Raw genomic sequence first — 26,382 nt, forward strand, 5'->3', positions numbered from 1 at the left:
CAAAAGTCCTTTAAAACTCAAGCAGGTAATACCCAAGACACTGTTTAGCCCTGCTACCACGTGCATGTCATGCACGTTCGCAACGATGCTGAATTTTTTAACTGCTCTTTGGAGTGATAGCAGGACATTCGCTTCATTCTCAACGATCTCCTGCACACGTGATTGAGATGCGCAATCGCCGCACACATCTAGGCATCGGTTGCGGAATTGCCACTTAGAACACACCGAGGCAGCTCATATACATAATAAATTTTGAGTGTGGCCGACATCGGCAACAAAGGAAGAACTGTGAACGAGCACTCCCCCCCCCTACTTCGCACGACGACACGTCACACCTACACATGTGCTGACAGCACGCAAGACAGATATCAACAGAACAGACATGCCACCATCACATGAGAGACACCCCCGTCATGCAGCGATCTCACTCACACTGAGTCAGGCACCACTGTGAATTTTCAAAATGATGCAGCATCACAACACCCCACCGCATCTTCATCTGCACTGTCATCGACATGTCCAAGAAGCTGGGAAATAGGCCACTCTAGTCAAGCAACACACGTCTTCAAAGCACAACAGCCCCATTCATCACGAAAAGTCATAACCACATGAAGATTCTGTAAAATTATTATTGACAACACGATCAACAGTATCCAACACTCAATTCAAACCTAGCCGGACAGCCAAGTGAAAAGCGGTAGATACCCGGTTTTAGAAAGACGTGCGATTGAGACCGGCCCCCACCGAATCAATCGGTCAGGGATGAAAGTAATAAACCAGCAGCAATCAGACCCGCGGAGCAGCAATCCCTCCGCAACGGCACGGTCCTGGGCGGACGTTGCTACGGCGGCGGCCGCTCGCCGTACTACCTAAGTACTCATTTACTCAACGAGATTGAGCAATGTATAAGCATACGACAAAGCTAGCATTCTGTATTTCATCAGTACTTTATTGGGCCGCTTCCGCAATGGCAGCCTCACCCCCTGACACCGTAACCAAACTGGACACCGTCACCGTCACAGGTTACCGCGCCTCACTGGAGAAGGCGCAGTCGATCAAACGCTCCACCAATTCGATCGTTGATGCGATCAGCGCCGAGGATATCGGCAAATTTCCAGACACCAATGCTGCCGAATCGTTATCCCATCTACCCGGCATCAGCGTGGACCGTCAGTTCGGCGAAGGCGAAAAAATCAGCATCAACGGCACCGATCCAGCCCTAAACCGCGTCTTGCTCAACGGCCAAACCATCGCCTCAGGTGACTGGGGTGGCAACCCGACCGACACCAGCGGCCGCACCTTCAATTACACCCTACTGTCTCCGGAAATCATCGGTCTGATGGAGGTTTATAAAACACCGGAAGCGCGCATTGACGAAGGCTCGATCGGCGGCACCGTGATCGTCCATACACGTCAACCGCTGGATCTGCCGAAAAACACCATACGCGGCTCACTCGGCTACAACTACAACGACCATTCAAAAAAAAGCAATCCACGCGGCTCAGTATTATGGAGTTGGAAAAACGACAGTGAGAGCTTCGGTGCATTGGTTTCAGCCACCCACGACAAACAAGACATTGCACGCGCAGGCATTGAGTTCTTCGGCTATACCACCGGTGCAAATATTTCCCCCAATGCGACCATCACTGGCGACGGCAGCAGTGCAACAACTGCAAAAATACCGGCTGGCATCAACAGCGCGTTCTTTCAACAAACCCGCGAGCGCAACGGTCTGCAAGGCGCACTCCAGTGGAAGCCGAACGAGCAAAACGAATTCAACCTGACCGGCATCTACATCAAAGGCAAATACAACAATTTCAGCGAGTCACGCTATATCTGCCCGGCCTGCAACAATGACTTAAACAAAGTTTCCACAGCCAATGTACAAAACGGCTACATCACTTCAGCCACGGTCTCAGACGGCACAGCCGGACAGCCTTACGCACAGCTCGATGCGAATTACCGTATGAGCACCGTCACCACAAAGAGCTTGAATCTGCGCCATAACTGGTCCGGAAACAAATGGGTATTCACGTCCCAGGCTGGTACGACAAAAGCCACTGGCGGCAAAGATCCCGAATACTTGATGAAGTTTCTGCTGCAAGAAGGCGGATATCGCTTCAATTACGATGGCACAAATACCGGGGTTACTTACGATAACAACAGCGCATCCAACTGGGCCCTAAAGAGTGATCAGCAAGCGGGTGGCCTTGAGTACACCAAGACTAACGACCAGGAAAACTATTTCCAGTTCGACGCCGCACGCGACCTCAACTGGGGCCCATTAAACAAACTGCAATTCGGCTATAAATACATCGACCATAAGAACAGCCAAACCTCGCGCGGTAACGCACTATTTGCCAACCAAGATGTCCTATTAACCGCGTTTAATCCTGGCATGACGCCCGGAGGGCTGTACGACGGACTCGGTGCCAGCGGTGATCTGGTCAACTGGCAGACAGCCAACCTTCATTCGGTCCTCTCCTATCTCAACACATTGCCGCCAGCCATCTTGGAAACCAAGTCTGACCAGCAATTCAACGTCACAGAAATCACCAATAACCTGTATACACAGTTGAATTTCGATGCTGGCAAATGGCGCGGCAACATCGGTGTTCGTTACGTGGACACCAAGGACAACATCCTGTACTGGCAAAGCACCACAGTGAACGACACCGTCAACTATCGCCCGGTACAAGACTCCAAGCGTTATTCCAAACCGCTACCAAGCCTCAACATTGCCTATGACCTAACCAACGACAGCGTGCTGCGCTTCTCGGCGGCCCGCGTCATCGCCCGTCCACGTTACGCTGACCTAGCTGGCTCCTTTTCGCTGAACAGTACCTCGGATGATCTCACGGCAAGCGGCGGCAACCCGAACCTGAAACCCTACCAATCCACCAACTATGACCTGGCCGCTGAGTGGTATTTCGCTCCCTCAAGCATGTTGTCGGCGGAAGCGTTTTACCGCGACATCAGCTCTTACATCGTCAGCACGACCACCACCGAAACACTCAGCGACCCATCAAACAACATCTTCAACAAAACGTACACCGTCACCCGCCCAATGAATGCCTCCGGCGCCAAAGTGACCGGCCTTTCGCTGAACTACCAGCACGCATTCGCCTATGGCTTTGGCCTAGCGACGAACTACACCTATGCTCGATCCAGCTCCAACGATGGTCTGAACCTACCCTACCTGTCCAAGAACACCTACAACGTGATCCCCTATTGGGAACAGGGGCCCTGGGCAGTGCGCCTCAACTACAGCTACCGATCAAAGTACTTCACCCAAATCGGACGGCTAAATTCGAAGATTTTCACAGATGCTTACAAGGAACTCGACCTGACCGCCTCTTACAAATTTAACGATTGGGTCAGCCTAAGCATCAGCGCCACCAACCTGCTGAATTCAACCTACTACTGGTACAACGAGGTGAAGTACGCCCCGATCGGCATGTACAAAAATGGCCGTGGCTACCAAGCACAGATGAACTTCAAATTCTGATGCTGTCACCGGCGCGCCACTGCTTAAAGTGGCGCGCTTTCCGGGTGCAAGCCGTTCCAATCAGGGCATCGGAGATCACAGGAGCACCATCCCATGACACTCGACTCCCGTCTTCCCATGGACACATCCAGCCGCGATACCAGAACCACACACCCACCCTTAACACACGCACTGGTCCTGCTGCTCACCCTATTGCCGCTGTCCACATTTGCAACCCAAACACCAACCGCAACCACTGCCTCCCCTGAGCAACTCGATCAACAGTGGCTGCAAGCCACCGCTCAATACGCGTCTGAACGCAATCATCTCGTACACACTGCACACGATGGTGCAACACACGGACCGTTCCGCCCCGACTGGACATCGCTGCAACAATACCGCTCCCCCGATTGGTACAACAACGCAAAGTTCGGCATCTTCATCCACTGGGGTGTCTTCTCCGTCCCCGCATTCGGCAGTGAGTGGTACTCACGCAACATGTATCAAAAGGGCTCGAAGGAATATCAGCACCATCTTGCCAGCTACGGCCCGCACACCACATTCGGCTACAAAGAGTTGATACCGCAGTTCACCGCATCCAAGTTTGACCCAAAGGCCTGGGCCAAGCTCTTCAAACAGGCAGGTGCCCGCTATGTGGTCCCAGTGGCCGAACACCATGACGGATTTGCGTTGTACGACTCACACCTTTCGGACTGGACCGCAGTAAAGATCGGTCCCAAACGTGATCTGCTTGGCGACCTATCCAAAGCAATCCGAGCCGAAGGTCTACACTTCGGCCTATCCTCCCACCGCGCCGAACACAATTGGTTTTTTGACGGTGGCCGTCAGTTTGACTCAGATGTCAACGATCCACGCTACGCCGATTTATACGGCCCAGCACAGATGCGCTTGGCAGGCAAGAACGACGAAGACGTCGCCAACGACTGGACACCCGTTTCCCAAGCCTGGCTCAACGACTGGTTGGCGCGCACGATAGAACTGATCGACCGCTACTCCCCCGAACTGATCTATTTCGACTGGTGGATTGCGCACCCGACATTCCGCAATACACTGCCCACCATGCTGGCCTACTACTACAACCACGGCGCAGCTCAACATTCCTGCGGCATCACCATTCAAAACACACCCTCAGCTGAGGGACGCCCACCGCATCACTCCTTGAAAACCCACAGCAACACCACAGTTCCCGCCACATCGCTTGAGCCCGCCACATCAATCCACGTGACACACCTGACCTCTTCCAGCACACCACCCTCTCCATGCGGCGTCGTGGTCAACTACAAACTCGGCGCATTCCCTGATGGCGCCGGCACCTTGGACATCGAGCGTGGCCAACTCACTGGCATCCATCCCACCCACTGGCAAACCGACACCTCAATCAGCAATACCTCCTGGGGATACATCGAAAACGACAGCTATAAGTCACCCGCCTTCATCATCCACATGCTCGCTGACGTCGTCGCCAAGAACGGCAACTTGCTGCTCAACATCGGTCCACGCGCCGACGGCAGCATCCCAGACAACGAACGCAACATCCTGCTCAACATCGGCACATGGCTGAACATCAACGGTGAAGCTATCTACGACACGCAACCCTGGCGTACCTATGGCGAAGGTCCCACTGAAGTCGCCAGCGGCACGTTCCAAGACACCAAAACCAAACCCTATACCGCGGCAGACTTCCGTTTCACCGTGCACGGCAATTCCCTATACGCGATCGAATTGGGATGGCCGACAAACGGCCACGCAGTGATCCACTCCATCAAAGCATCCGACAACGTGTCCAGCGTAACGCTGCTGGCAGACAACCGCACAGTGCCATTTGAACAACACAACGACGGCCTGCACCTGCATCTGCCCAACACGCCAGTAGGCGAACATGCCTACGTCTTCCGTATCAATAGGTACTCCCATTCATCAATACGGGACAAGACACCATAAACCACGCACAGCGTCGGCAACCAGCTGCGTGACATCACTATAGACGTCACCAACATCAACCTTGAGAGCACCCCATCAAAAGTGGGAAAACATCCAACACACATCACCCACCACATTCATGACCGCTGCAGCGCATGATGCACGTCAAGTCAATCAAACCGGCGCAAACAAATGACATCCACCACCCTTCTCCGACCGATATTTCTACCTGCTGCATCGCTCTGCCCAGAGCTGATACATCACACCCATATACGTTAAAGAGCACATGCAACGCATTGCCATAGATGGCACATACCGGGACTGCTTACCCTCAGCACCCCCTAAAAGGCGATCCAACAGCAGCACCATGTTCTCAACAGGGCGTGTGCTCAAAAGTCTGTACTTGACTCCTACGCATTCCAAAGCGCACACAGCACAGTGATGCTGGATGGCGATCACCGCAGGCTGCGCAATCCACCCATCAATACAGCGCATGGCATGACAACAAGATGGCGATACATCCAAAGAGAACAATATTAAGGACACATTCCCCGTGAACAGCGCACACAGCCCCTTTCACTGACCAGACAATGCCCACAGGCGAGCAGACAAGCCACCAGACACGTTCGCCCAACGCACACCTTAACATCCCGATATGCCCATTCAACTTCGCTGTTCTTTAGAACGCACCATAGAGTTGGATCACTCCTTAAAAAAATTAAAACTCCTACGCACAGGACGCATTCACCACCCTCATATCAACCTGTTAAACCCGTCACGACAGCCCCTTCATTAAACCCATCACCCTGCAACAACAAGCAGAGCACTGAGTGACAATTCAACCTCGATCCCATAGAATCTGCCGACCTAGCGCACTTCTAGCCAACGTCTGCTCAGCAAGACACTCTGAACCGTTGTGGTTCATCGCATCACCGGGGGTGCACTGGTTTCGACGGGGGTCACAAAATCGCTTGGTGCATGCCGAGGGGGCCGCTTTCCTCGTAAATCCAGCAGCACACTTATAGTTGCCAACGAAGACAACTACGCTCTGGCCGCTTAAGGCCTAAGCCTCGAAACTGCTTGTATCCGTGCTCGCAGCGTAGAGTCATCATCACGGAATCGCTGATGCTGGCCGTCTGCCCACCATCCGTTAAATCCAGCAGACTGGTTTCCGGGTGCGCTTTGCCTGTCGTGCTGCCCGGCGGCAAGATTTAACGGCAGGATAAGCATGTAGGGCCGGGGATGGAGTACTTTCGGACGGCGGTTCGATTCCGCCCACCTCCACCAATCACTAAACCCCAATCGTTCTCGGTTGGGGTTTTTTTCTTGCCAGATCACCCCGGTTCCCGCGTGTTCGCGGGGATTCGTACGGAAGCCTGCGGACTTTGGCATCCGGCCCCATTCTAGGCCGCCGTCCTTTTTCTCCTGAATGCACCCGAAGTCCGCAAAGGCCACAAACACGACCATTACAGAGCAACGGTTTACACGTGGACAAATCAAACGCTTGGATCGAAGCATTGCCCAACCAAACGAAACCACACCGCTCACGCAGACACCACAGCGGTTTAAAAATCGACACGACCGCCCTCTTGGTGCATGGCATGGGCGGGCCGCGTCGGCCAGATTTAGTTTTTTTACTCAATGCAATGCATGATTTTTCTAACGCACCTCACTTGGAATCTGCGTCTCTGGCTTACGGTATGAATGCAGTTTTCTTTCAAATTCCCAGGGCTTTAAAGGATGCGTTTTACCATGCATTTCTTTATAAACCCATTGTTCGGTTTTTTTAATGGCATCAAGAAATTCTTGATCTAATGTCCACGCCTTAGAGTGAATCACCCAGGGATTTTCTCGATATAAAGCAACCGTGACGTCGAAGTACTGTTCTACATTTTTTGCAGCCTCATATCGGGCGATGAGGCTGTCAATCTCTGGCAAAAAATAACACAGCGCTAATCCCAGTTCCGGCACCGTCATCCGGGTGTCCGCATCAAGGGTTTGACCAGATTGCTCATTCAGAAGCAGATCAATGCTAATAACAAAAATAAAGTGCTTTGATGAGAAGCGTGCTTCTTTCACTCTTCCGTGTGGATGTACAGGGTGACTTTCAACAAAGCCAAATTCAGCAAACTTGCGATGGCATGCGACTTGTTTTAACCAGTCTTTTTCCACTGTGGGGGATGGATTGCTCATAGTTTCACCATTTTTCCTGTAGCTGCGTCATAAACATATCCATTCTTTTTGAGATACTCGATTTCACGTCCAAAGCCGGTCAGGGTTCCATCTGGTCCATAAATGTTTCCTGATTTCTTTCGATCTGGATTAAAAGGGGCTTTGTTTGGCGTTGTTGCCAGCACAATGTCATCTCCTCTTTTTATAGCGGCATCAAGGAAGGGTTTATTGACCTGTTGCCAGAATTTCTCTGGGCCTAATGCGGCGTACAGACTATCTGGGGTATTCAGTAAATTAAACGAACCAGGTTGTGTGGGGCCATCAATGATCATTCGGGCGACGCTAATTAACAACACACCCTATTTTATTCAACAGCCTTGAATAAAACCCCAGGATGGGTATTCACCGTCACACTCGCACCGGCGCCGCCCCCTTTAGGGACGCGGCACCAGTGGATTAACACCGCTCAGCTCAAGAGGCAGTGCAGTCAATGAGGCATCATCAAAAACACCAATCGTAATAATCCTCACCATGATCTCCTACTCCTTTCGATACCCAGACGGCAACGAATGGACACTCGTCGATCACTAACCAAATTCCATTCAATAGCGCTTCATCCGAAGCAGGAAAACAGCTTCCAAACATCTCTAGCAACGCCTCGGTGGGACCCTCCATGATAAGTCCGTCCTTTCTATTACCAAGCTTGAAACGACCCTCATCAAGTAATTTCCCGATGATCAACAAGAAATCGTTTTTTCTTTCCTCAAACGAGTCCAGATCCACTTGAGTATCAGAAACTCCATGTGCCCTCCCTACATACTCCCAAAGAATATGCAAAGGCTGTCCTTCACTGTCACAAATAAAATCTATCTGCTCTTGGATTAACACAAAATCACCTATCACCTAAATTTAAGTTCGACTGTTTTATTTGTAATCTCCATCAAAGAAGGATTATTTGCTATATCAATCGTCCACCTCGCTTTAGTCGCTGCTTCTGAAGAAGACACAGACCTCAAACGCACACTGGTTCCATCACTGAGTTTAGCCAGATAAACCCCTGGGCTTACCTGATTTAAAGGCACATCTCCGGCTAATTGCTGTGCATAGTTTTTAATATCCTGATCCGTTAAGACCTGGGAATCAAATACCTTAGTCGTGCCGCTCCTATTACTTCCCCCTCTCACTTTGGGGTCATACGGGGTGGCTTTGACATTGACATTGCTTCGATTCAACAGCGATGCTTGCAGCAACATCGCATGCAAGCACCTAAAAGAAGAAAATCCATCGCGTTTAATGATTTCACTGACGCAGTGTCAAGCCAATCAAACAACCTCACGTCCACTCATAATAATCTTCTCCATTTTCGCCTTCTCCTTTAAACACCCATACCGCTCCTGCCGGACACTCATCTGTAAAAAACCAAATTCCGACTTCGAGTCCTTCATCTGAAGCAGGAAACGCTTTTCTAAATAGATCGACTAATTCTTCGATGGTGCCCGTAATAAATTCACCTTTTTTGGCAAGCTTCAGCTTGCCCTCATCAAGTAATTTACCCAATAAAAACAGGAAATCGTTTTTTCTTTCCTCAAACGAGTCCGGATCTACTTGCGCAGCAGAAACTCCATAGGCATTCCCTATATAACTCCAAGATAAATTAACCCCCCCCCCAAATCCTCATAAATAAAATCTATCTGTTCTTGAGTCAACATCACATCACCTCTCACCTAAATTTAAGTTCAACTCTTTGATTTGTAATTTCTCGCAAAGAAGGATTATCTTCTATATCAATCGTCCACCTCGCTTTAGTCGCTGCTTCTGAAGAAGACACAGACCTCAAACGCACACTGGTTCCATCACTGAGTTTAGCCAGATAAACCCCTGGGCTGACCTGCTTTAAAGGCACATCTCCGGCTAATTGCTGCGCGTAGTTTTTAATATCCTGATCAGTTAAGGCCTCTGATTTAAACACCTTCACATTACCCGCTTTATTACTTCCCCCTTTCACTTTGGGGTCATACGGGATGGCTTTGAACTCCACGCCTGCAATCACTCATTCATGATTGGGCTGATTTAACTAGCCGCTGGCAACACCATATCACCAGCGGCCTTGATGCTTATCCAAACAAATTACGCAAAGATTTCTTGACCTCGTCCACTGTGATTATATCTTCGCACTCTTCGTAATCATCATAATCCTCGTAATCCTCGGGTCTGTTGTAATCATAATCTATATTGATTTTACCTGTGGGATAGACAGTAAATGTCAAACCCCAGATACGATGCCCAGTGCACTTTATAAGATCATCTCTAAGATATAAAACAGCAAAGTAACTACGAGTACTAAAACCATCAGAATCACCGATATTTTTCTTATCCACACACCCGTCTTTTAATAACCAACATTCAGATGAAACCAATTTTGAATAAACCTCATATTTACCCACCACCTCATCCCAAGCACGCTCACCTGCAAAGGCTATAAGATCTTCTCCAATTGTTTGATAAGCCTCTTCTACATTTTGAAATTCATGATTCATTGGTTAAATTCCCTTGAAATCTTTTTCCCGTCAATCTCTGCTTTAACCACAAACTTATTCGGCCTCACACCACCAGTGGCCGGATATAAAACATCAATATTTACACTCACGGACTTACCGTCCTGCAATGCTTGATGCAACTGTTGTTCCATTTTTCTCCACCCGCTTCGGTTCAAAATCTCTGCCTGCGGCACGAGATTGATCCTATCACCAGCTCCGCCTAGGCTGGAGGCAATCAAATGCCCGCCTTCATCGCCCAGTTCGCCACATTTACCGACACAGCGTTGCTGGTAGGTATTGCGATCCATCTTTTTTGAAATCAAATCTGCTTGCACATTTTTTACTCGGCCTGCTGTGTCTGTCACATACCCATGACCGTTATCCAACACATAGGCTGTCTTAGGTTCCAGAGAACCATTGACCGCTTTATCCCAACCAGTGTTCTTGCTGCCTGTGGTGATTTGTTTGACCTGGCTGACATCGGCCCGCTTGGCTAACTGATCAGTCAATGCCTGACGCCGGGCGACAACATCGGTTGCACCGGAGATCCAGCGACCGCCGATTTTGGCCGCTCTCACGCCGTATTTGGCCAGGTTGCCGATCATCACCGAGGCGATGTATTCCTCGCCTTTTTCTAGGGCCACTTGTTCTATGGTCTTTTCCCCTGAACGAATCGCTTTGATGTCTTGCCAGGCGTCATAGGCGGTCAGGCCTTTATCGGCTAACCAAAGGGCACCAATGAGCACGGGGACGAAGACCGCGTTGTTTTCGGTTTCCAGCCGGGCTGCTGCACTGCTCACCGCCGCTTCGCCACCGGCGGCGGCGGTGATGCCGGCCACCAGGCTGGTGACGGTATCGGTGCGCTGTTGTTTTTCCGCGGCGCTCAGGCTGGCGACGTCGGCGCCGGTGGTGCGGTCTAGTAGGTTATTGATGACCACGGCCGCCGCCGCGCCAGTCGCGCCGGCGCCGCACCCTTGGCCTTGGGCGGCAGCACCAGCGCAGCCCAGCAGGCCTTGCAGGGCCGCACGGGCCGGTTCGCTGTCTAGTTGGTCGGCCAGTGTTTTGACTTGGCTGGCGCCTAGGCTTTGCAGGTAGTTAACCGCAGCGCCTTGAAGCATTTGGGTGGCGCTGCCGGTCACGTGGCTGCCTGCGGCCAGGTTCAGGGCGGTCACAATCGTTCTGCCGGTGCCGCCTACGTCCCAGGTGGCGTTGTCTTGGAGGCGCTGTTGTAGGGCCGCGATTAGGGCCGGGTCACGTTGGTGTTCGGGTTTGGCGCGTTCGCTGTCTAGGGCCTGTTGGGTTTGGGTGGCTTCTTGAGCACGGTTGTTAATAAAGGTGCCGACTTCGCGCTGTAGGCCGCTGACGACGTTTTATGACTTCCCGCTTTATATCCGGATAGGGTTGATTTTAGATTTAAACCAAAAATAATCCATTGATGATTTAGGCGACGCGACCCAAACACACCCTACTTTATTCAACAGCCTTGAATAAAACACCTTGATGGGTATTCACCGTCACACTCGCACCGGCACCACCCCCTTAGGGACGCTGCACCGGTGCAGCAACGCCGCTCACCTCAAGAGGCAGTGCAATTACTGAGGCATCATCAAAAACACCACCCGTAATCATCCTCATCAGGTTCTCCTTCTACTTCTCTTGTAAACAACCAGGCTGCAACGAATGGACAATCTGCAAAGAACCAAAGTCCTGCCTCTAGCGCTTCATCCGAAGCAGGAAAACATTGCCTGAACCGCTCCACCAATTCCTCGGTGGGACCCTCTATGATAACCTCGTCCTTTCTATGACCAAGCTTAAGCTTGCCCTCATCAAGTAATTTCCCCAATGCAAAGAAGAAATCGTTTCTTCTTTCCTCAAACGAGTTCGGATCTACATCCACAGAAGAAACTCCATGCACCTCCCCTACATAATCCCAAACATGATGAAACCCCGCCCTTAAATCCTCATAAATAAAATCTATCTGCTCTTGAGTTAACACAAAATCACCTATCATCTAAATTTAAGTTCAACTTTTCGATTTGTAATTTCTCTCAAAGAAGGATTATTTTCTATAACAACTGTCCATCTTGCTCCTGTCACTTCATTTGAAGAAGAAACAGACCTCAAATGTAAAATGGTTCCATCATTCAGGTCGGCCCTATAAATCCCTGGCCTCATCTCCTTTAAAGGGACGTCTCCTGCCAATTCCTGTGCATAGTTTTTAATTTTCTGGTCGGTTAAGGCCTGAGAATCAAATACCTTCACATGACCCGCTTTATTACTTCCCCCTTCGGAGCAGGGCGAGATATGTTTTAGATTGATACCAGAAATAAACTATTTATTATTTAGGCGACACCAATCAAAAACACTATAAATTTATTCAACAACGTTTAAATAAAACACCAGGATAGACGGCAATACCCGCACCGGCGCCGCCCCCTTTAGGGACACGGCACGGGTGCAGCAACACCGCTCACCTCAAGAGGCAGTGCAATTACTGAAGCATCATCAAAAACACCAATCGTAATCATCCTCACCATGTTCTCCTACGCCTTTTAATACCCAGACGGCAACGAATGGACAATCTGTAAAGAACCAGAGTCCTCCCACTTCCTGATCAATCTCTTCATCTGAAGCAGGAAAACATTGCCTGAATCGCTCCACTAGCTCCTCGATGGAACCCTCCAAGATACGCTCGTCCTTTCTATGACCAAGCTTAAGGTGACCCTCATCCATTAATTTCCCGATGATAAACAGGAAATCGTTTTTTCTTTCCTCAAATGAATCCGGCTCCGCTTGATCAGTAGAAAGTCCATACGCATCCCCTATATGAAACCAAAGAAAATGCAAAGGCTCCCCTGCCCTGTCACTGTCAGCAATAAAATCTATCTGCTCTTGGGTTAACACAAAATCACCTATCACCTAAATTTAAGTTCAACAGATCTTTGATTTACAACACCCTTCAGAGATGGATTGTCTAATACTTGAATAGTCCACCTCGCTGCGGTCTCTTTTTGTGAAGAAGAAACAGACCTCAAATGCACCCTAGTTCCATCACTGAGTTTAGCCATATAAACACCTGGACTCACCTGCTTTAAAGGGACATCTCCGGCTAATTGCTGTGCATAGTCTCTGATGTTCTGATCGGTTAACTTCTGCGAATCCAACACCTTAGTCGTCCCACTCCTATTACTTCCCCCTGAAGAGCCGCGCGGGGTGATTTTTACCTCTATGCCTGCAACGACTAATTCATCCTTTGAGTTACGCTTGCCAAAGAAATCTTTGAACTCGTCAAATCGCTTTTTTTGCTGCTGCGCCAGAACACTGCCAAGCGGCTTTGAGGTTAAATCCGGCCCTTTAGGATTGTGTGCAATTTGATCAAGGGCTTGTTTCTCGGCTTTGGCAATGTCATCGGCTTTGCCGGAGATCCAGCGACCGCCGATTTTGGCCGCTCTCACGCCGTATTTGGCCAGGTTGCCGATCATCACCGAGGCGATGTATTCCTCGCCTTTTTCTAGGGCCACTTGTTCTATGGTCTTTTCCCCTGAACGAATCGCTTTGATGTCTTGCCAGGCGTCATAGGCGGTCAGGCCTTTATCGGCTAACCAAAGGGCCCCAATAAGCACGGGGACGAAGACCGCGTTGTTTTCGGTTTCTAGGCGGGCTGCTGCACTGCTCACCGCCGCGTCGCCACCGGCGGCAGCGGTGATGCCGGCCACCAGGCTGGTGACGGTATCGGTGCGCTGTTGTTTTTCCGCGGCGCTCAGGCTGGCGACGTCGGCGCCGGTGGCGCGGTCCAGTAGGTTATTGATGACCACGGCCGCCGCCGCGCCAGTCGCGCCGGCGCCGCACCCTTGGCCTTGGGCGGCAGCACCAGCGCAGCCCAGCAGGCCTTGCAGGGCCGCACGGGCTGGTTCGCTGTCTAGTTGGTCGGCCAGTGTTTTGACTTGGCTGGCGCCTAGGCTTTGCAGGTAGTTGACCGCAGCGCCTTGAAGCATTTGGGTGGCGCTGCCGGTCACGTGGCTGCCGGCGGCCAGGTTCAGGGCGGTCACAATCGTTCTGCCGGTGCCGCCTACGTCCCAAGTGGCGTTGTCTTGGAGGCGTTGTTGTAGGGCCGCGATCAGGGCCGGGTCAGGCTACCGCCGCCCTACCCTTGGGCGGCAGCGCAGCTCAGATTTAGTTCTTTTACTCAATGCATGATTTTTCTAACGCACCTCACTTGGAATCTGCGTCTCTGGCTTACGGTATGAATGCAGCCTTCTTTTAAATTCCCAGCGCTTTAAAGGTCGCATTCCACCCCGCATTTCGTTATAAACCCATTGTTGAGTTTTTTTAATGGCATCAAGAAATTCTTGATCTAATGTCCACGCCTTGGAGTGAATCACCCAGGGATTTTCTCGATATAAAGCAACCGTGACGTCGAAGTACTGCTCTATATTGTCTTTACCCTCATATCGATTACCCTCATATCGAGCGATGAGGGTGTCAATCTCTGGCAAAAAATAACACAGCGCTAATCCCAGTTCCGGCACCGTCATCCGGGTGTCCGCATCAAGGGTTTGTCCATATGGCTCATTCAGAAGCAGATCAATGCCAATGACAAAAATGAAATGCTTTGATGAAAACTCGGCTTCTTTCAGTCTTCCCCTTGGATCTACAGGATAACTTTCAACAAAACCAAACTCAGCAAACTTGCGATGACATTCAACTTGTTTTAACCAGTATTTTTCCACTGTTTCCACTGTGAAAGATTGATTGCTCATGGCTTCACCATTTTTCCTGTAGCTGCGTCATAAACATATCCATGTTTTCCGAGATACTCCATTTCACGGCCAAAGCCAGTCAGGGTTCCATCTAGTCTATAAATATTTCCTAATTCCTTGGAGTTTGGAATAAAGCGGTCGTAGTTTGGCGTTGTTGCCAGCACAATGTCATCTCCTCTTTTTATAGCGGCATCAAGGAAGGGTTTATTGACCTGTTGCCAGAATTTCTCTGGGCCTAATGCGGCGTACAGACTATCTGGGGTATTCAGTAAATTAAACGAGCCAGGTTGTGTGGGGCCATCAATAATCATTGACTTGGGCAAGCTCAGTTCCGTGATGATGCGATCAGTGTCATTTTTAAAGGTTCCGAGCACCGTGGTGGTCTTATCAGGATTAGCCTTGATGACCACACCACTGGTTGTTCTGATTTCTGCCGGCAAGAGGTAAGCGGCACCATCTCGATAGAAGTGCTGAGCTTGTTGCGCACTGGCAATCGCCTCCGCACGGCCCAGCTGATAGGCCTTAGACGCGGCCATGCCTTCCAAGACATCTTTACTCAGATTGATGCCTACGTTGGTAAGGGCCGCGCCGCCTTTGGCCACACCGCCCACCCCCAAGACAACTGAACCAATATCCCAGACCAGGGTGCCAAGATCGCGACCGTATTGCTCGGCATGCTGATTACCTCCAACGGTCAGGGCCGTCTGCATGCGATCAATCTTGTGATCTATCTCCTGAAAAACGCTGTCGCTTAATTGCTGGCGTACTTCTGGGTTGGTGATCAGCTCCTTCAGGCCACGAAGGCCAGCCATGGGGTTGGAGAGAAATTGCACCAGTCCTTGAATATCGCTGAGGCCTGATTCGGCTAAGCCTTTGACTAATCCAACGCCCGTTAATCCTTCTTGTCTTGCATAAATGGAACCCCATTTGGCCGCCACTTGCAGCGATTCCAAGAGGCCATTGGCCGCTGCAAGCTCCTGATTCATTTGCGCGTTTTGCTGGGTGGCAAGCCAGTTGTTATCCAGCGCCGCAGTGGCTGCATGGGTGGCGCTGGCTGCATGGGCATCGCCGGCGCTGGCAATGCCCGTGACCAGGGAAAGAATCAGGTTGCGTTTTGCTTCACGCTGCTGGGCGGTTTCATCGGGCGTGGTGGCGCTGAATAAACCGGTGAGTACGCTGGAGGCCGCCGCGCCCGTGGCCCCGCTGCCGCAGCCTTGCTGGCTGGCCGCAGCACCGGCGCACGCCACGATGGCATGCAAGGCCGCGTGTAAGGGCGTGCCTTCGGTGAGTTGCCCGTTGGCGACCAGGTGACCGATATAGGAGGCGCCTTGTTGCTGTACGTAGTTCACCAGCATGGTGTTAGCTACCTCGCGCGTGGCAGCGCTGGCATTGCCACTGATGCCGGCGGCTAAGGCGGTAGTGATTTGCCGATAGGTGCCGCCGGGGGCCCAAGTGGCGTTGTCTTGGAGGCGCTGTTGTAGGGCCGCGATCAGGGCCGGGTCACGTTGGTGTTCGGGTTTGGCGCGTTCGCTGTCTAGGGCCTGTTGGGTTTGGGTGGCTTCTTGAGCGCGGTTGTTAATAAAGGTGCCGACTTCGCGCTGTAGGCCGCTGACGATGGTAAAGCCGGCTTTGATCTCTTGTTCGTTGAAGATCGGCTGCAGGGTGTGGCTGGTGTCTTGGCCGGTGAGCACGTCGTGGTTGAGGGCGGCGATGGTCTCGGCGGCGGTCTGCCCGGTGCGGGCCTGTTGGCCGGCTTGGTCACGGATGGTGATGGCGCCAGCGCTGATGCCGCTTTGGGTGGTGCTGTGGCTGGCGTCGCGGGCGTTGATGACGCCGGGGGGAGCCACGCTCACGCCGTGATAGCCCGGCAGTTGGGTGCCAGGCACCTGTTCTGCGGTGGCGGCGCGGCCTTGTTGGTCGGTCCCCACGCCGCCGGGGCCGCGGCTGTAGCCGCCGCCTAGGCTCACGTGGCTGGCGCTGTAGGAGGCGTGGTTGTCCAGCGCTGTTTCGCTCAGGGTGGCGGTGTCCAGGACGTTCAGGCCCGCTTGGGCGGCGGCGGCGCTGGAGGTGATCAGGCCGCCCATCAGGGTGGTGTGCCCGCCCACGGTCACTTGAAAGCCCCCATCACCAGCCAGCAGGCCGCTTTGTTCGGTAACGCTGCTGTAGTCGCTGCGGATGGTGTGATGGTTGAGGTGGGCGCTGCCAGAAACACCAACCCCAGCGGTGAAGCTGCCGCCGATGCTTTGATCTTTGCTGCGGTACTGGTGGGTGTCTTGGAGGCTTTCGATGTCTAGGTTGCCGCCAATGGTGGCCATCAGCTGGGGGGCGCTGGCCACGGCGCCGCGTAGGATGGTGTTGCCCCCAGATTCCAGCACCAGCAAGCGACCGCCCTGCACGCGGGTGTTGGTCCAGGTGACATCGGTACTGGCGCCGCTGCCTTTGGAGGCGCTGCCCTGGACGGTGAAGCCGGCGCTGGCGCCGCCGGTGCCCAGGTTCACCGCCACTCCCACGCCGTGACCGCTGCCGCGGCTGTCGCGGGTCATCTGTTCGGTGTTTTTGGCCGCCGCCATGACAAGGTCGCCATCGGCTTTGAGGTGGGTGACGTTGCCAGCGCTGATCTGGGTGCCGCTCAGGGTCAGGGTGGACTGTTCACCGGCGCCGGTGGCGCTGATGGTGATGTTGCCGCCGGCGTGGAGGGTGGATGCAACGGCGCGGTCGCTGTGGGTGGTGGTGGTGCTGTGGTATTGGGTGGTGCCCAGGGTCGCCGTGAGGTTTACGCCGCCCAGGACCTTGGGGTCGCTGCCGATGGCATCTACGGCGTTTCTGGCGGCCAGGGCGGCGGTGATTCCCGCTAGGGCCTGGAGGCGGGGGGTGGAGGTCCGCCCGGCGGCCGCTGTCATGTGCTGGGTGGTTTGGAAGGCCGCAATCGCTGGATTGCTCAGGCTCGCGGTCAGGCCGCTTTGGCGAAACTTAGTTTCCTGAGTGGTGTGCTCGGTCTCACGGGCTTCGACAATGGCTACTTTTTTGCCGTGGATGTCAATGTTGCCTTCCGGGGCAATCAGGTCGATGCCAGGGGCCTGGACGGCGCCTTTGCTGGAGGAGATGAAGATGTTGCCATTGAGGGCGGCCACGGTGTTGCCGGTCAAGTAGGTGGCGTGGTGGCTGCCTTGTTGGCTGGCTTTTTGGGAGCCCACGGTGAAGCCGGCGCCAGAACCGAACACGCCGCTGCGGCGCTGGGTGGTGCTGTAGCTGGAGCTGTGGGTGTTTTGGGCGCCGAACATGCCCACGCCGTGGGTGCCTTCAATGTGGGGGTTGCCATCGGCTATAAAGTCGGTGCCAACGCTGTAAACCTTGTCGCCTGTGACGGTGACCTTGGTGCCGCCCAGGACGCTGCCCAGGGCAATGGTGTCTTGGCTGCTGGCGGTGCTGTGGCTACGGCTGGAGCCCCATAGGCCGCTGCGCCGGCTGGTGCGTTCTTCTTGGCCGCTGCGCCGTTCTTGGCCGGCCACCAGGGCCACGGTGCCGTCAGCAGAACTGATGTTCAGCTTGCCTTGGCGGCTGTCCAGGGTCACGGCACGCCCGATGACGCCACCCTCGCCTTTGATGGTGACGTTGCCAGTGCCAGTAATACGGGTGCCTACTTCGCTGTCGCGGGTGCTGTGGATGCTGTTGCCCGGTCCTAGGGTGGCGGTGTTGGTTTCGCCCACGGCCACGGTGGCCATGTTGAGTTTGCCGGCGGCGGTGACGCTGCTGGTGCCGCCCGGGCCGGTGTTGCTGAAAGTGACGCCTTGCAGGGTCATGTCTTTGTCGGAAGTCACGTGCAGGGTGCCGCCGGGGCCGGTGACGCGAAAGGTCGATGGACGGTCGATTTCGGTGCGGCTGAAGTGACGTTGGCCTGAGGTACTGTAGCCGCGTGTGGTGCTGCGGGCTATCAGGCCGCCAGCGGCGGTGACATCCAGTGAACTGCGGGCGCTGAATGTGCCGCCAATGTCGGTGAGGGTGTCTTTGGTATGCACTTTGACGTGGTCGGCGTCCATCTGGCCGCCTTCTTGGTGGATGTTGTCCGCGTCAATCGTGAGGCGGTCGCGCCCGGTGAGGGTGCCGGTGTTGGTGAGGGTGCCCGATAGGTCCATGGTGAGGCGGGCACCGGCCATGAGGGCGCCGTCGGTCTTCAGGTCCCCGCGGCGCGGGCGTAGGTAGACACGGGGCACCAGGGCGGTGGTGCTGGTGCCGTTGGGCAGGGTGACGGGTTGTTCCACCAGCCAGACGATGTCGCTGGTGAGTTGGGCCATTTGGTCAGCGCTCAGGGCGATGCCGGGGCGTAGGCCGTAGTGCTGGGCAACGGTGACGCCGGCGTCCAGCAGGGCGCGGTATTGTTGGTCGTCGTTGGCGTAGCCGTCCAGCAAGCGCCGCCCGGTGAGTTGGGCGATTTGTTCGCGGATCAGGCGTTGTTCGTAAAAGCCGTCGCCAAGGCGTTTGTGCATGCTGGCCAGGGGGTCGTTCAGGGCCTGAAGTTGTCGGTCGGCGGTGGTCCGGTCGCTGCCGCCGCTAAAGTGTGGGTCGGTGACGATGAGGCTGGCGGCGTCGGGATGGACGGTAAACAGGCGGTTGTTGGGCAGGATCAGGGGGCCAGGAACGGTGGTCGCGGTGGCCCAGGACGGGGCAGCCACGCTGATCGGGGCGTTGTCGGTGTGCAGGGTCGGTAGGCGGGCGTCCGCCAGGTCCTGCAGGGTGGTGTCGGGGATGGTCAGCGGGAGCTGGCTCTCCACGGATAAGGCGGGCTCCTCGGCAGACTGGTCCGTGGTCGGAGCCGGGGTGAGCTCGGGCATCAGCGGCATCGGGGGGCTGGTGTGCAGGTCGCCCAGGGGTGGGTGTTCGACGTGGGTGGTGGTATGCAGGGATTGCAGGCGGTTGTTGACATCCACGGCGGCGATGTATTGGTGGCCGCCGCTGGTGATGCGCCCGCCAATTTGGCCGATGGTGTAGCGCTGGGACGGCATGGTCCAGGTCTCGGCGGCGCCGGCGTAGGTGTAGCTGATGTTGTTGAACTGCGTGGTGCGCGACAGTTCAGCGGTGAGGTTGTCGATGAGGCTGGCTTTGCTGTACTCCGGGGCTTTTTCGGGGTCCTTGGGCGGGTGTGGCGGCAGGCCAACGATGGTCTGGTCGCCACCGGCAAGGATGTCGGCGTAGTGGTTGGCCAGGCGGTCGACCTGGACGAACATGGCGCCGCCAGATTGGATCAGCGCCGCGGCGCCAGCGCCCGGTTGCAGGATGTCGTCGACGGTGGTCTTGGTGGCGTGGCGGTACTGTTCGTTGGTTTTGACATCCGTGGGGCCGCGGCGCATGTGGGTCAGGGTGTGGTCCGGGTCGGTGTAGTCACGCCAGGTGATCAGCCGGACGCAGTCGGTACGGCAGGTGCCGTAGGCCGGGTCGTAGGTCAGGACTTCGTCTTGGTAGGTGATGTGGACGTCTTGTTGGCGTTCGTTTTTTTGGGGGGTGTCCAGGCCGGCCCAGGCGCTGCCCTGCCGGGCGGCGCTTTGGACTTGGTCGGGGTTGGGTTGTTGGTCTTGGCGGTCGGTGTAGTACAGCACGACGATGCCTTCGCGCTGGCTCAGGTCCAGGCGCTGGCGTTGGCCGCGGGCGGCATACAGGCCGCCGCGGGCATACAGGTAGGCGCTGGTCTGCGGGGTCAGGCGCACCACGGCGCGGTGGATGATGTAGCCGTCCGGGGTGGTATAGGGTTCGTCTTGGAGGATGTCGTTGGGGTTGAGGTAGTAGATCTCGTGGGCGTCGTAGTTGCTGGTGAGAGTGAAGTCCGCGTCATTGTTGCGTTGGTTGTCGCGCCAGGCCGGTTGGGACATGCGTACGGTGGTGCTCACGCCGGGCGCCTGGGTGAGGTGGACGTTGTCGCGGATGTTGTTGAGGGTGGTGGTGGTGATGTCCAAGGCGCCGTCCACGTCAATGGTGGCGCTGCGGTTGTCCAGCAGGGTGGCGCTGCCGGTGGCGTGGCGATCGCTATCCAAGGTGCCGCCAATGGCGGCATCGCCGGCGCTGTAGATCAGGGCGGCGCCGCTGTTACGCACGGTGGCCGCGCCAATGTCCAGGCGTTCGCGGGCGGCAATGGTGGCGGCGTGGGTCTGGCCGGCGGTGGATTCATCGCGGTTGGTGAGGGTCTGGGCCTGGAGGGCGAGGTGGTCGCCGTAGAGGCGCGCGGTGCCAATGTTGTCGAGGGTGGCGGCCTGGAGGTGGGTGGTGGCCGCATCAATCAGGCCGCGGTTGCTCAGGGTCGCAGTGGCGGTCAGTTGGGCCTGGCCGCTGGCGGTGATTTGGCCGGTGGCAGCGTTGTCAATGGTGCGGGCCTGCAGGGTCAGGTCGCCGGTGTGCAGCAGGCCGGCGTTGCTGAAGGTGTCCGCGGCGCTGAGCTGGGCTTGGCCGCTGGCAAGGATCTGGGCGGCGGCAGCGTTATCGATGCGCTGGGCGTGCAGGGTCAGGTCACGGCCCTGAAGCAGGCCGCTGTTGCTCAGGGTCGCGGTGGCGGTGAGTTGGGCTTGGCCGCTGGCAGCCATCTGCCCGGTGGCCACGTTATCGATGCGCTGGGCCTGCAGGGTCAGGTCACGGCCCTGAAGCAGGCCGCTGTTGCTCAGGGTCTCGGTCGCGGTGAGTTGGGCCTGGCCGCTGGCAGCCATCTGCCCGGTGGCCACGTTATCGATGTTCTGGGCGTGCAGGGTCAGGTCACGGCCCTGAAGCAGGCCGCTGTTGGTGAGGGTCTCGGTCGCGGTGAGTTGGGCTTGGCCGCTGGCAGTCATCTGCCCGGTGGCAGCGTTGTCAATGGTGCGGGCCTGCAGGGTCAGGTCGCCGGTGTGCAGCAGGCCAGCGTTGCTGAAGGTGTCCGCGGCGCTGAGCTGGGCTTGGCCGCTGGCAGCCATCTGCCCGGTGGCAGCGTTGTCAATGCGCTGGGCGTGCAGGGTCAGGTCGCCGGTGTGCAGCAGGCCGGCGTTGCTGAAGGTGTCCGCGGCGCTGAGCTGGGCTTGGCCGCTGGCAGCCATCTGCCCGGTGGCCACGTTATCGATGCGCTGGGCGTGCAGGGTCAGGTCCGCCGCCTGGATAAGGCCGCGGTTGTGCAGGGCCCCGGCGGTACGCACGGTGAGCAGGCCGGCGGCGCTGAGGGTGCCGCCGTTGTCCAGACCTTCCTGCAGGGCCAGGGTCAGGGCGGTGCCAGCATGCAGCAGGCCGGCGCCGCTGAAGGCGCTCAGGTGCAGGCTTTGGGCGCCGCCACTCAGCAGGGTGCCGGCTTGGTTGGTCAGTTGGGCGGCACTCAGCTGTAGGGTGCCGCCGGCAGTGAGGCGTCCGGCGGTGTTCTGCAGGGCGCCGCGTAGGGTCAGGGCGATGTCTTGGGCAGCGCTGAGGTGGCCATCGCGGTTATCCAGGGTGGTGCTGTCGATCTGCAGGTGGGTGGCGTGCAGGCCGGTGGCCGGGGCGGCGGTGTCACGGGGGCGGGAGCCAGGGTCCGGGGCCGCAGGGGTCGTTCGGTTGTCCAGGGTGGTGGTGGTGATCGCCAGGGCCCCGGCGGCGCTGATCAGGCCGTCGTGGTTGTCCAGGCGGTTGTCTAGGTGCAGGCGCGCATCCGCGCCGCTGTGCAGGCGTCCGCCGGTGTTGCTCAGGGTGTGGGCGTCGATCTGGAGACCGTTGGCGCCGCCAAGTTGGCCGCCAGCGGTGTTGTCAATGTGGGTGCTGTGCAGCTGGGTGGCGGCTTGGGAGAATACTTGGCCGCCGTGGTTGTTTAGGGTGGCGCTGCGCAGGTCGAGGGCGCCGCCAGCCAGTAGGGCGCCGCCGGCGCTGTTGTCCAGAAGGTGCGGGCCGGTGTCGATGCGCAGGGCAGTGGCCGCTTGCACCAGGCCGGCACGGTTGTCTAGGACGCCGCTGTGCAGGGTCACGGTGCCGCTGGTGCTGCCCAGGCGGCCACCGCGGTTGTCCAAGGGTTGGTTTTGGGTGTACAGGGTCACTTGGGCGCCGCTCAGGGTGCCGGCGCGGTTGGTCAGGCCGGCGCTGCTGAGCCAGAGGGCTTCGCGACTCTGCAGCAGGCCGGCGCTGTTGTCCAGCAGGCCGCTCAGGTGCAGCTGCGCTGCGCCGGCCGCGTCCAGGGTGCCGTGTTGGTTGAACACGGTGGCCGCGCTCAGGCGCAGGTCTTGGCCGCTGGACAGGGTGCCGTTGTCTTGGTTGTTGAGGGTGCCAGTAACGTGCAGGTCCAGCAGACCGGTGGCGGTGTGCAGGACGCCGCCGCGGTTGTCCAGGGTGCTGGCGTGCAGGGTGCCAGGGCCGCTGAGCAGCAGCTGGCCTTGGGTGTTGTCCCAGGTGCCGGTGGTCAGGGTGGCCGGGCCAGTGAGCAATAGATGGCCGCCGCGGTTGTCTAGGGCTTGGGTGGCCTCCAGGCGGCTGGCGCCGGGGCCGGTGCTGTGCAGGGTGCCGCCGCGGTTATCCAGGGTGGCGGTGTGTAGGTCCAGCACGCCGTTGGTGGCGATGCTGCCGCCACGGTTGTCCAGGCGGGTGCGGGCCTCCAGTTGGAGGGCTTGGTCTGACTGGGCGGTAAGTTGGCCGCCGGCGGTGCTGAGGACGCCGGTACGGATGCTCACGTGCTGGGCCCAGGTGGTGCCTTGGCTCAGGTCGGTCTGGGTGCCGGTGATGCTCAGGGCGCCTTGGCTGCTCAGGGTGCCGCCGGGGCCGAAAAGGGTGGCGGCGTCGATCTGCAGGGACCCCTGCCCGCTGTGCTGTACGGTGCCGCCGCTGTTATCCAGGGTGGTGGCGTTGAGGGTGAGGGCGCTGCCGGTGCTGGATAGGGTGCCAGTGGTGTTGTCTAGCAGGCCACCAATGCGCAGGTGGGCCGCCTGGGGGCCGGTGTGGAGGAGTTGGCCGCCACGGTTGTTGAGCTGGTGGGTCTGTAGGTCCAGGGCGCCGCTGGCCTGAAGTTGGCCGGCGTCATTAGTAAGTTGCCCGGTCTGCAGGGTCAGAGCGTTAGCCGCGCTGGCCAGCACGCCGTGTTGGTTGTCCAGTAGGCCATCAATGCGCAGGTGGGCCGCCTGGGGGCCGGTGTGGAGGAATTGGCCGCCACGGTTGCTGAACTGTTGGGTGTTCAGGGCCAGGGCGCCGCTGGCCTGAAGTTGGCCGGCGTCATTAGTAAGTTGCCCGGTCTGCAGGGTCAGAGCGTTAGCCGCGCTGGCCAGCACGCCGTGTTGGTTGTCCAGTAGGCCATCAATGCGCAGGTGGGCCGCCTGGGGGCCGGTGTGGAGGAATTGGCCGCCACGGTTGTTGAACTGTTGGGTGTTCAGGTCCAGGGCGCCGCTGGCTTGGAGTTGCCCAGCGGCGTTGTTGACCACTTGGCTGTGAATGAGGGCCTCTGCTGCAAGGTGCAGGATGCCGTGACGGTTATCCAACCCTTGGCCTTGCAGGGTCAGTTGGTTCAGGGCGGCGTGGCCGTGGCGGTTGTCCAGGCCGCTCAGGGTGGCGTTGATGGCGCCGCCAGCCGTGATGAGGCCGCCGCGGTTGTCAATGTCACTCTCTAGGGTCAGGCGACCGTCGGCCAGCAGGGAGATGGCAGGGGGGGACGCAGGCAGGGGGGAGGTGTCGTTGCCAGGAGGTTCAATGGCAACGGAAGGGGGGGGGGCTGCCAGGAGGCTCAACGGCGACGGGAGGGGCGCTGGGGCCGGTGGGCAGGTCCGTGGAGGGAGGCTGCCCGATAGACGGCCCCTCCACAGCTCCCAGGCGGCCTTGGGCTTGGTTGTCGAACTGCTGGGCTTGGATGGATAGGGGTTGGGCGCCGGTTTGTTCCAGGCGACCGCCGCGGTTGTCCAGGGTGGCGCCGCTCAGGTCCAGTCGAGCGGCGTTGAGGGTGCCGCTGCGGTTGTCAATGTCGGCCTGAGTGTGCAGGTGCAGGGTCTGGGCAGCACTGATCAGGCCGCTGTTGCCAACCCCCTGTGTCGCGTTCAGGTGCGTGTCTGTGGCCGCTTGCAGGCGACCACTGTTGTCTAGGCGGCCATCCACCGTGACCACCAGTTCACCGGACTGGGCCGTCATGGCGCCAGCATGACGGACGCCTAAGCCGTGTTCGGTGCCTATCAGGGTGATCTTGCCGGCGTACATCCCGCCCAGGGCCGATACATCCAGGGCAAAGGCCGGAGGCGCCGCCGCGCCAGGCAGGGAGACAGCCGCGCTACCGTCAGCCGGCACGGAGGCAGCGCCAATGCTCCCCTGCAGTTGCTGGGCCCATAGGCCAGCGTTGAGCTGTATGGAGCGGGTGATCAGGGCGGTGTAGTCAGCCGTGCGGCTGTCCAGGCCAGCGCCGTCCAGGCGAATAGCACCGCCTTGAACGCGGTAGCTCTCTAAGGCGCCGCCAGCATCAAACTCGGGAGCTCCCGTGCTCAGGGTGAAACGGCTGGCGTTGAGCACCCCGCAGCCGCTGCAGGTGATCCCAGAAGGGTTGGCAATGATCACTTGGGCGCGGGCGCCAGCCACTTCCACCATGCCATGCAATTGGCTGGGTTGGGCGCTGTTTACTTCGTTAAGAATCACCCGGGCGGTGCCGGTCGCCAGCCAGGGGTTGCCCGGTACCCAGCCGCCCAGGTGTGTTTGGGTTTGGGTGCGGGCGTTGTTGAGAATCGCGCCAGAGGCGCCCACGTCTAGCTGTTGGTAGGTGTTGCGCGATACTCCCGCCTGGCTGGGGGTTTGAATATTGATCAGGGCAACACCAGGGGACGCTTCCAAAATCGTGGGGCGCTGCGTCCCGGGGGCCTGGGGATCGGCCACCACTTGGGCGCCAGCCAGGCTGCACACCCCAACCCAACCCAGGCTCAACCATAATCCAAAGGACACTGCACGCACTTGCGCGGTCTGTCGGCGCGCTAGCTGCGGTGAGGTGCCCGCGGCGCTACCGCGTGGAACAGCCAGTTCTGAAGCCACTTGCCATAGGCGCAGGGCGCGGTTGTAGATCAGGCGGTACAGGTCCTTGTTCATCCATAGTCCTTGTGATGAGGGAGGATCCCGAACGCCCAGGTCAGGTGAGGGATGCTCCATGAGATAAGGTGATATTTATCACATTTTAATCCGGCCAGCGTAAAAATGTGCTAAGCCGTGCGCGGACATTCCACTCACGCCAACTTCAGAAAAACACTCAGGCTCAGTTCGAAAAGTACAGCACACACTCCACATCCAAACTCTCCGCACCCGGCTTAAATACGCGGGGCGCTGGAGCTGTTGCTGGATGCATGGGATGTATTTGTGGGTACGTGGCCGGATCAGCTGTGCGGGGTGCCAACGATCAGTCAGCGCTACAGTACCGGCACGACGTGCGTACCCGTGGCCGGTGCTCGGCTGCTCGATAGTCGGCTGACTGTGGAGAACAGCAGCGACAATCGCAGCTCTCTGAGTATCTCTGGTCGCATCACAATAAGGCCGCTACCGCCCAAGCAGCGCAGCGGCGCTGGCACCATGAACC

General features: G+C 56.9%; 16 protein-coding genes, 1 other RNA gene and 1 pseudogene. 3 read left to right on the top strand and 15 right to left on the bottom strand.

Going from position 1 to position 26,382, the window contains the following annotated elements; translation table 11 throughout:
- Positions 1 to 901: 901 nt before the first annotated feature.
- From PLS229_RS10755 to ssrA, 3 genes are all read left to right on the top strand, one after another.
- Positions 902 to 3,508 carry a TonB-dependent receptor gene (locus tag PLS229_RS10755; protein ID WP_114867192.1) on the top strand — a complete coding sequence of 869 codons (2,607 nt, stop codon included), beginning with the start codon at positions 902 to 904 and terminating at the stop codon, positions 3,506 to 3,508.
- Between the two features lie 171 nt (positions 3,509 to 3,679).
- Positions 3,680 to 5,449 (top strand): alpha-L-fucosidase, encoded by a 1,770-nt coding sequence (locus tag PLS229_RS10760; protein WP_425511092.1) that lies wholly within the window; start codon positions 3,680 to 3,682, stop codon positions 5,447 to 5,449.
- A gap of 913 nt (positions 5,450 to 6,362) precedes the next feature.
- Positions 6,363 to 6,715, top strand: a transfer-messenger RNA (tmRNA) gene (ssrA, locus tag PLS229_RS10765).
- Between the two features lie 372 nt (positions 6,716 to 7,087).
- On the opposite strand, the gene PLS229_RS10770 is transcribed toward ssrA, so the two are convergent.
- The 15 genes and pseudogenes from PLS229_RS10770 to PLS229_RS10840 all read right to left on the bottom strand — a co-directional run bounded on the left by PLS229_RS10770 (position 7,088) and on the right by PLS229_RS10840 (position 25,901).
- On the bottom strand, positions 7,088 to 7,621 hold the full coding sequence (locus PLS229_RS10770) for a hypothetical protein (protein WP_038271225.1): 534 nt from the start codon (positions 7,619 to 7,621) through the stop codon (positions 7,088 to 7,090).
- Positions 7,618 to 7,932: a hypothetical protein gene (locus PLS229_RS10775; protein WP_038271281.1), complete on the bottom strand. Its 315-nt coding sequence runs from the start codon at positions 7,930 to 7,932 to the stop codon at positions 7,618 to 7,620. The genes PLS229_RS10770 and PLS229_RS10775 overlap by 4 nt, the downstream gene beginning before the upstream one ends.
- A gap of 169 nt (positions 7,933 to 8,101) precedes the next feature.
- On the bottom strand, positions 8,102 to 8,488 hold the full coding sequence (locus tag PLS229_RS10780; protein ID WP_038271280.1) for a DUF596 domain-containing protein: 387 nt from the start codon (positions 8,486 to 8,488) through the stop codon (positions 8,102 to 8,104).
- 11 nt (positions 8,489 to 8,499) lie between these two features.
- Entirely contained in the window at positions 8,500 to 8,853 is a 354-nt protein-coding gene (locus tag PLS229_RS10785; RefSeq protein WP_051482311.1) for a DUF769 domain-containing protein, read from the bottom strand.
- 79 nt (positions 8,854 to 8,932) lie between these two features.
- A pseudogene (locus tag PLS229_RS10790) lies at positions 8,933 to 9,309 on the bottom strand (DUF596 domain-containing protein).
- 11 nt (positions 9,310 to 9,320) lie between these two features.
- Positions 9,321 to 9,650: a DUF769 domain-containing protein gene (locus PLS229_RS10795; RefSeq protein WP_038271224.1), complete on the bottom strand. Its 330-nt coding sequence runs from the start codon at positions 9,648 to 9,650 to the stop codon at positions 9,321 to 9,323.
- Between the two features lie 64 nt (positions 9,651 to 9,714).
- Positions 9,715 to 10,137, bottom strand: coding sequence for a hypothetical protein (locus PLS229_RS10800; RefSeq protein ID WP_038271223.1), 423 nt, complete (start codon positions 10,135 to 10,137; stop codon positions 9,715 to 9,717).
- The gene (locus tag PLS229_RS12010) at positions 10,134 to 11,309 is read right to left on the bottom strand and encodes a DNA/RNA non-specific endonuclease (RefSeq protein ID WP_205395219.1); all 1,176 of its coding nucleotides are present in this window, start codon (positions 11,307 to 11,309) and stop codon (positions 10,134 to 10,136) included. The genes PLS229_RS10800 and PLS229_RS12010 overlap by 4 nt, the downstream gene beginning before the upstream one ends.
- A gap of 434 nt (positions 11,310 to 11,743) precedes the next feature.
- On the bottom strand, positions 11,744 to 12,133 hold the full coding sequence (locus tag PLS229_RS10810) for a DUF596 domain-containing protein (RefSeq protein WP_038273210.1): 390 nt from the start codon (positions 12,131 to 12,133) through the stop codon (positions 11,744 to 11,746).
- Between the two features lie 11 nt (positions 12,134 to 12,144).
- A complete protein-coding gene (locus tag PLS229_RS10815) occupies positions 12,145 to 12,399 on the bottom strand; it encodes a hemagglutinin (protein ID WP_230428252.1) in 255 nt (84 codons plus the stop codon).
- A gap of 243 nt (positions 12,400 to 12,642) precedes the next feature.
- Positions 12,643 to 13,041, bottom strand: coding sequence for a DUF596 domain-containing protein (locus tag PLS229_RS10820; RefSeq protein ID WP_038273203.1), 399 nt, complete (start codon positions 13,039 to 13,041; stop codon positions 12,643 to 12,645).
- Positions 13,042 to 13,052: 11 nt separating this feature from the next.
- On the bottom strand, positions 13,053 to 14,186 hold the full coding sequence (locus PLS229_RS10825; protein WP_114867194.1) for a DUF769 domain-containing protein: 1,134 nt from the start codon (positions 14,184 to 14,186) through the stop codon (positions 13,053 to 13,055).
- Positions 14,187 to 14,339: 153 nt separating this feature from the next.
- The gene (locus PLS229_RS10830; RefSeq protein WP_038273296.1) at positions 14,340 to 14,897 is read right to left on the bottom strand and encodes a hypothetical protein; all 558 of its coding nucleotides are present in this window, start codon (positions 14,895 to 14,897) and stop codon (positions 14,340 to 14,342) included.
- Positions 14,894 to 24,571, bottom strand: coding sequence for a hemagglutinin repeat-containing protein (locus tag PLS229_RS10835; protein ID WP_171898066.1), 9,678 nt, complete (start codon positions 24,569 to 24,571; stop codon positions 14,894 to 14,896). The genes PLS229_RS10830 and PLS229_RS10835 overlap by 4 nt, the downstream gene beginning before the upstream one ends.
- The gene (locus PLS229_RS10840; RefSeq protein ID WP_114867153.1) at positions 24,531 to 25,901 is read right to left on the bottom strand and encodes a two-partner secretion domain-containing protein; all 1,371 of its coding nucleotides are present in this window, start codon (positions 25,899 to 25,901) and stop codon (positions 24,531 to 24,533) included. Before PLS229_RS10840 ends, PLS229_RS10835 begins: the two co-directional genes overlap by 41 nt.
- Positions 25,902 to 26,382: the final 481 nt, after the last annotated feature.

This window comes from Xylella taiwanensis (assembly GCF_013177435.1).
Taxonomy (GTDB): Bacteria; Pseudomonadota; Gammaproteobacteria; order Xanthomonadales; family Xanthomonadaceae; genus Xylella; species Xylella taiwanensis.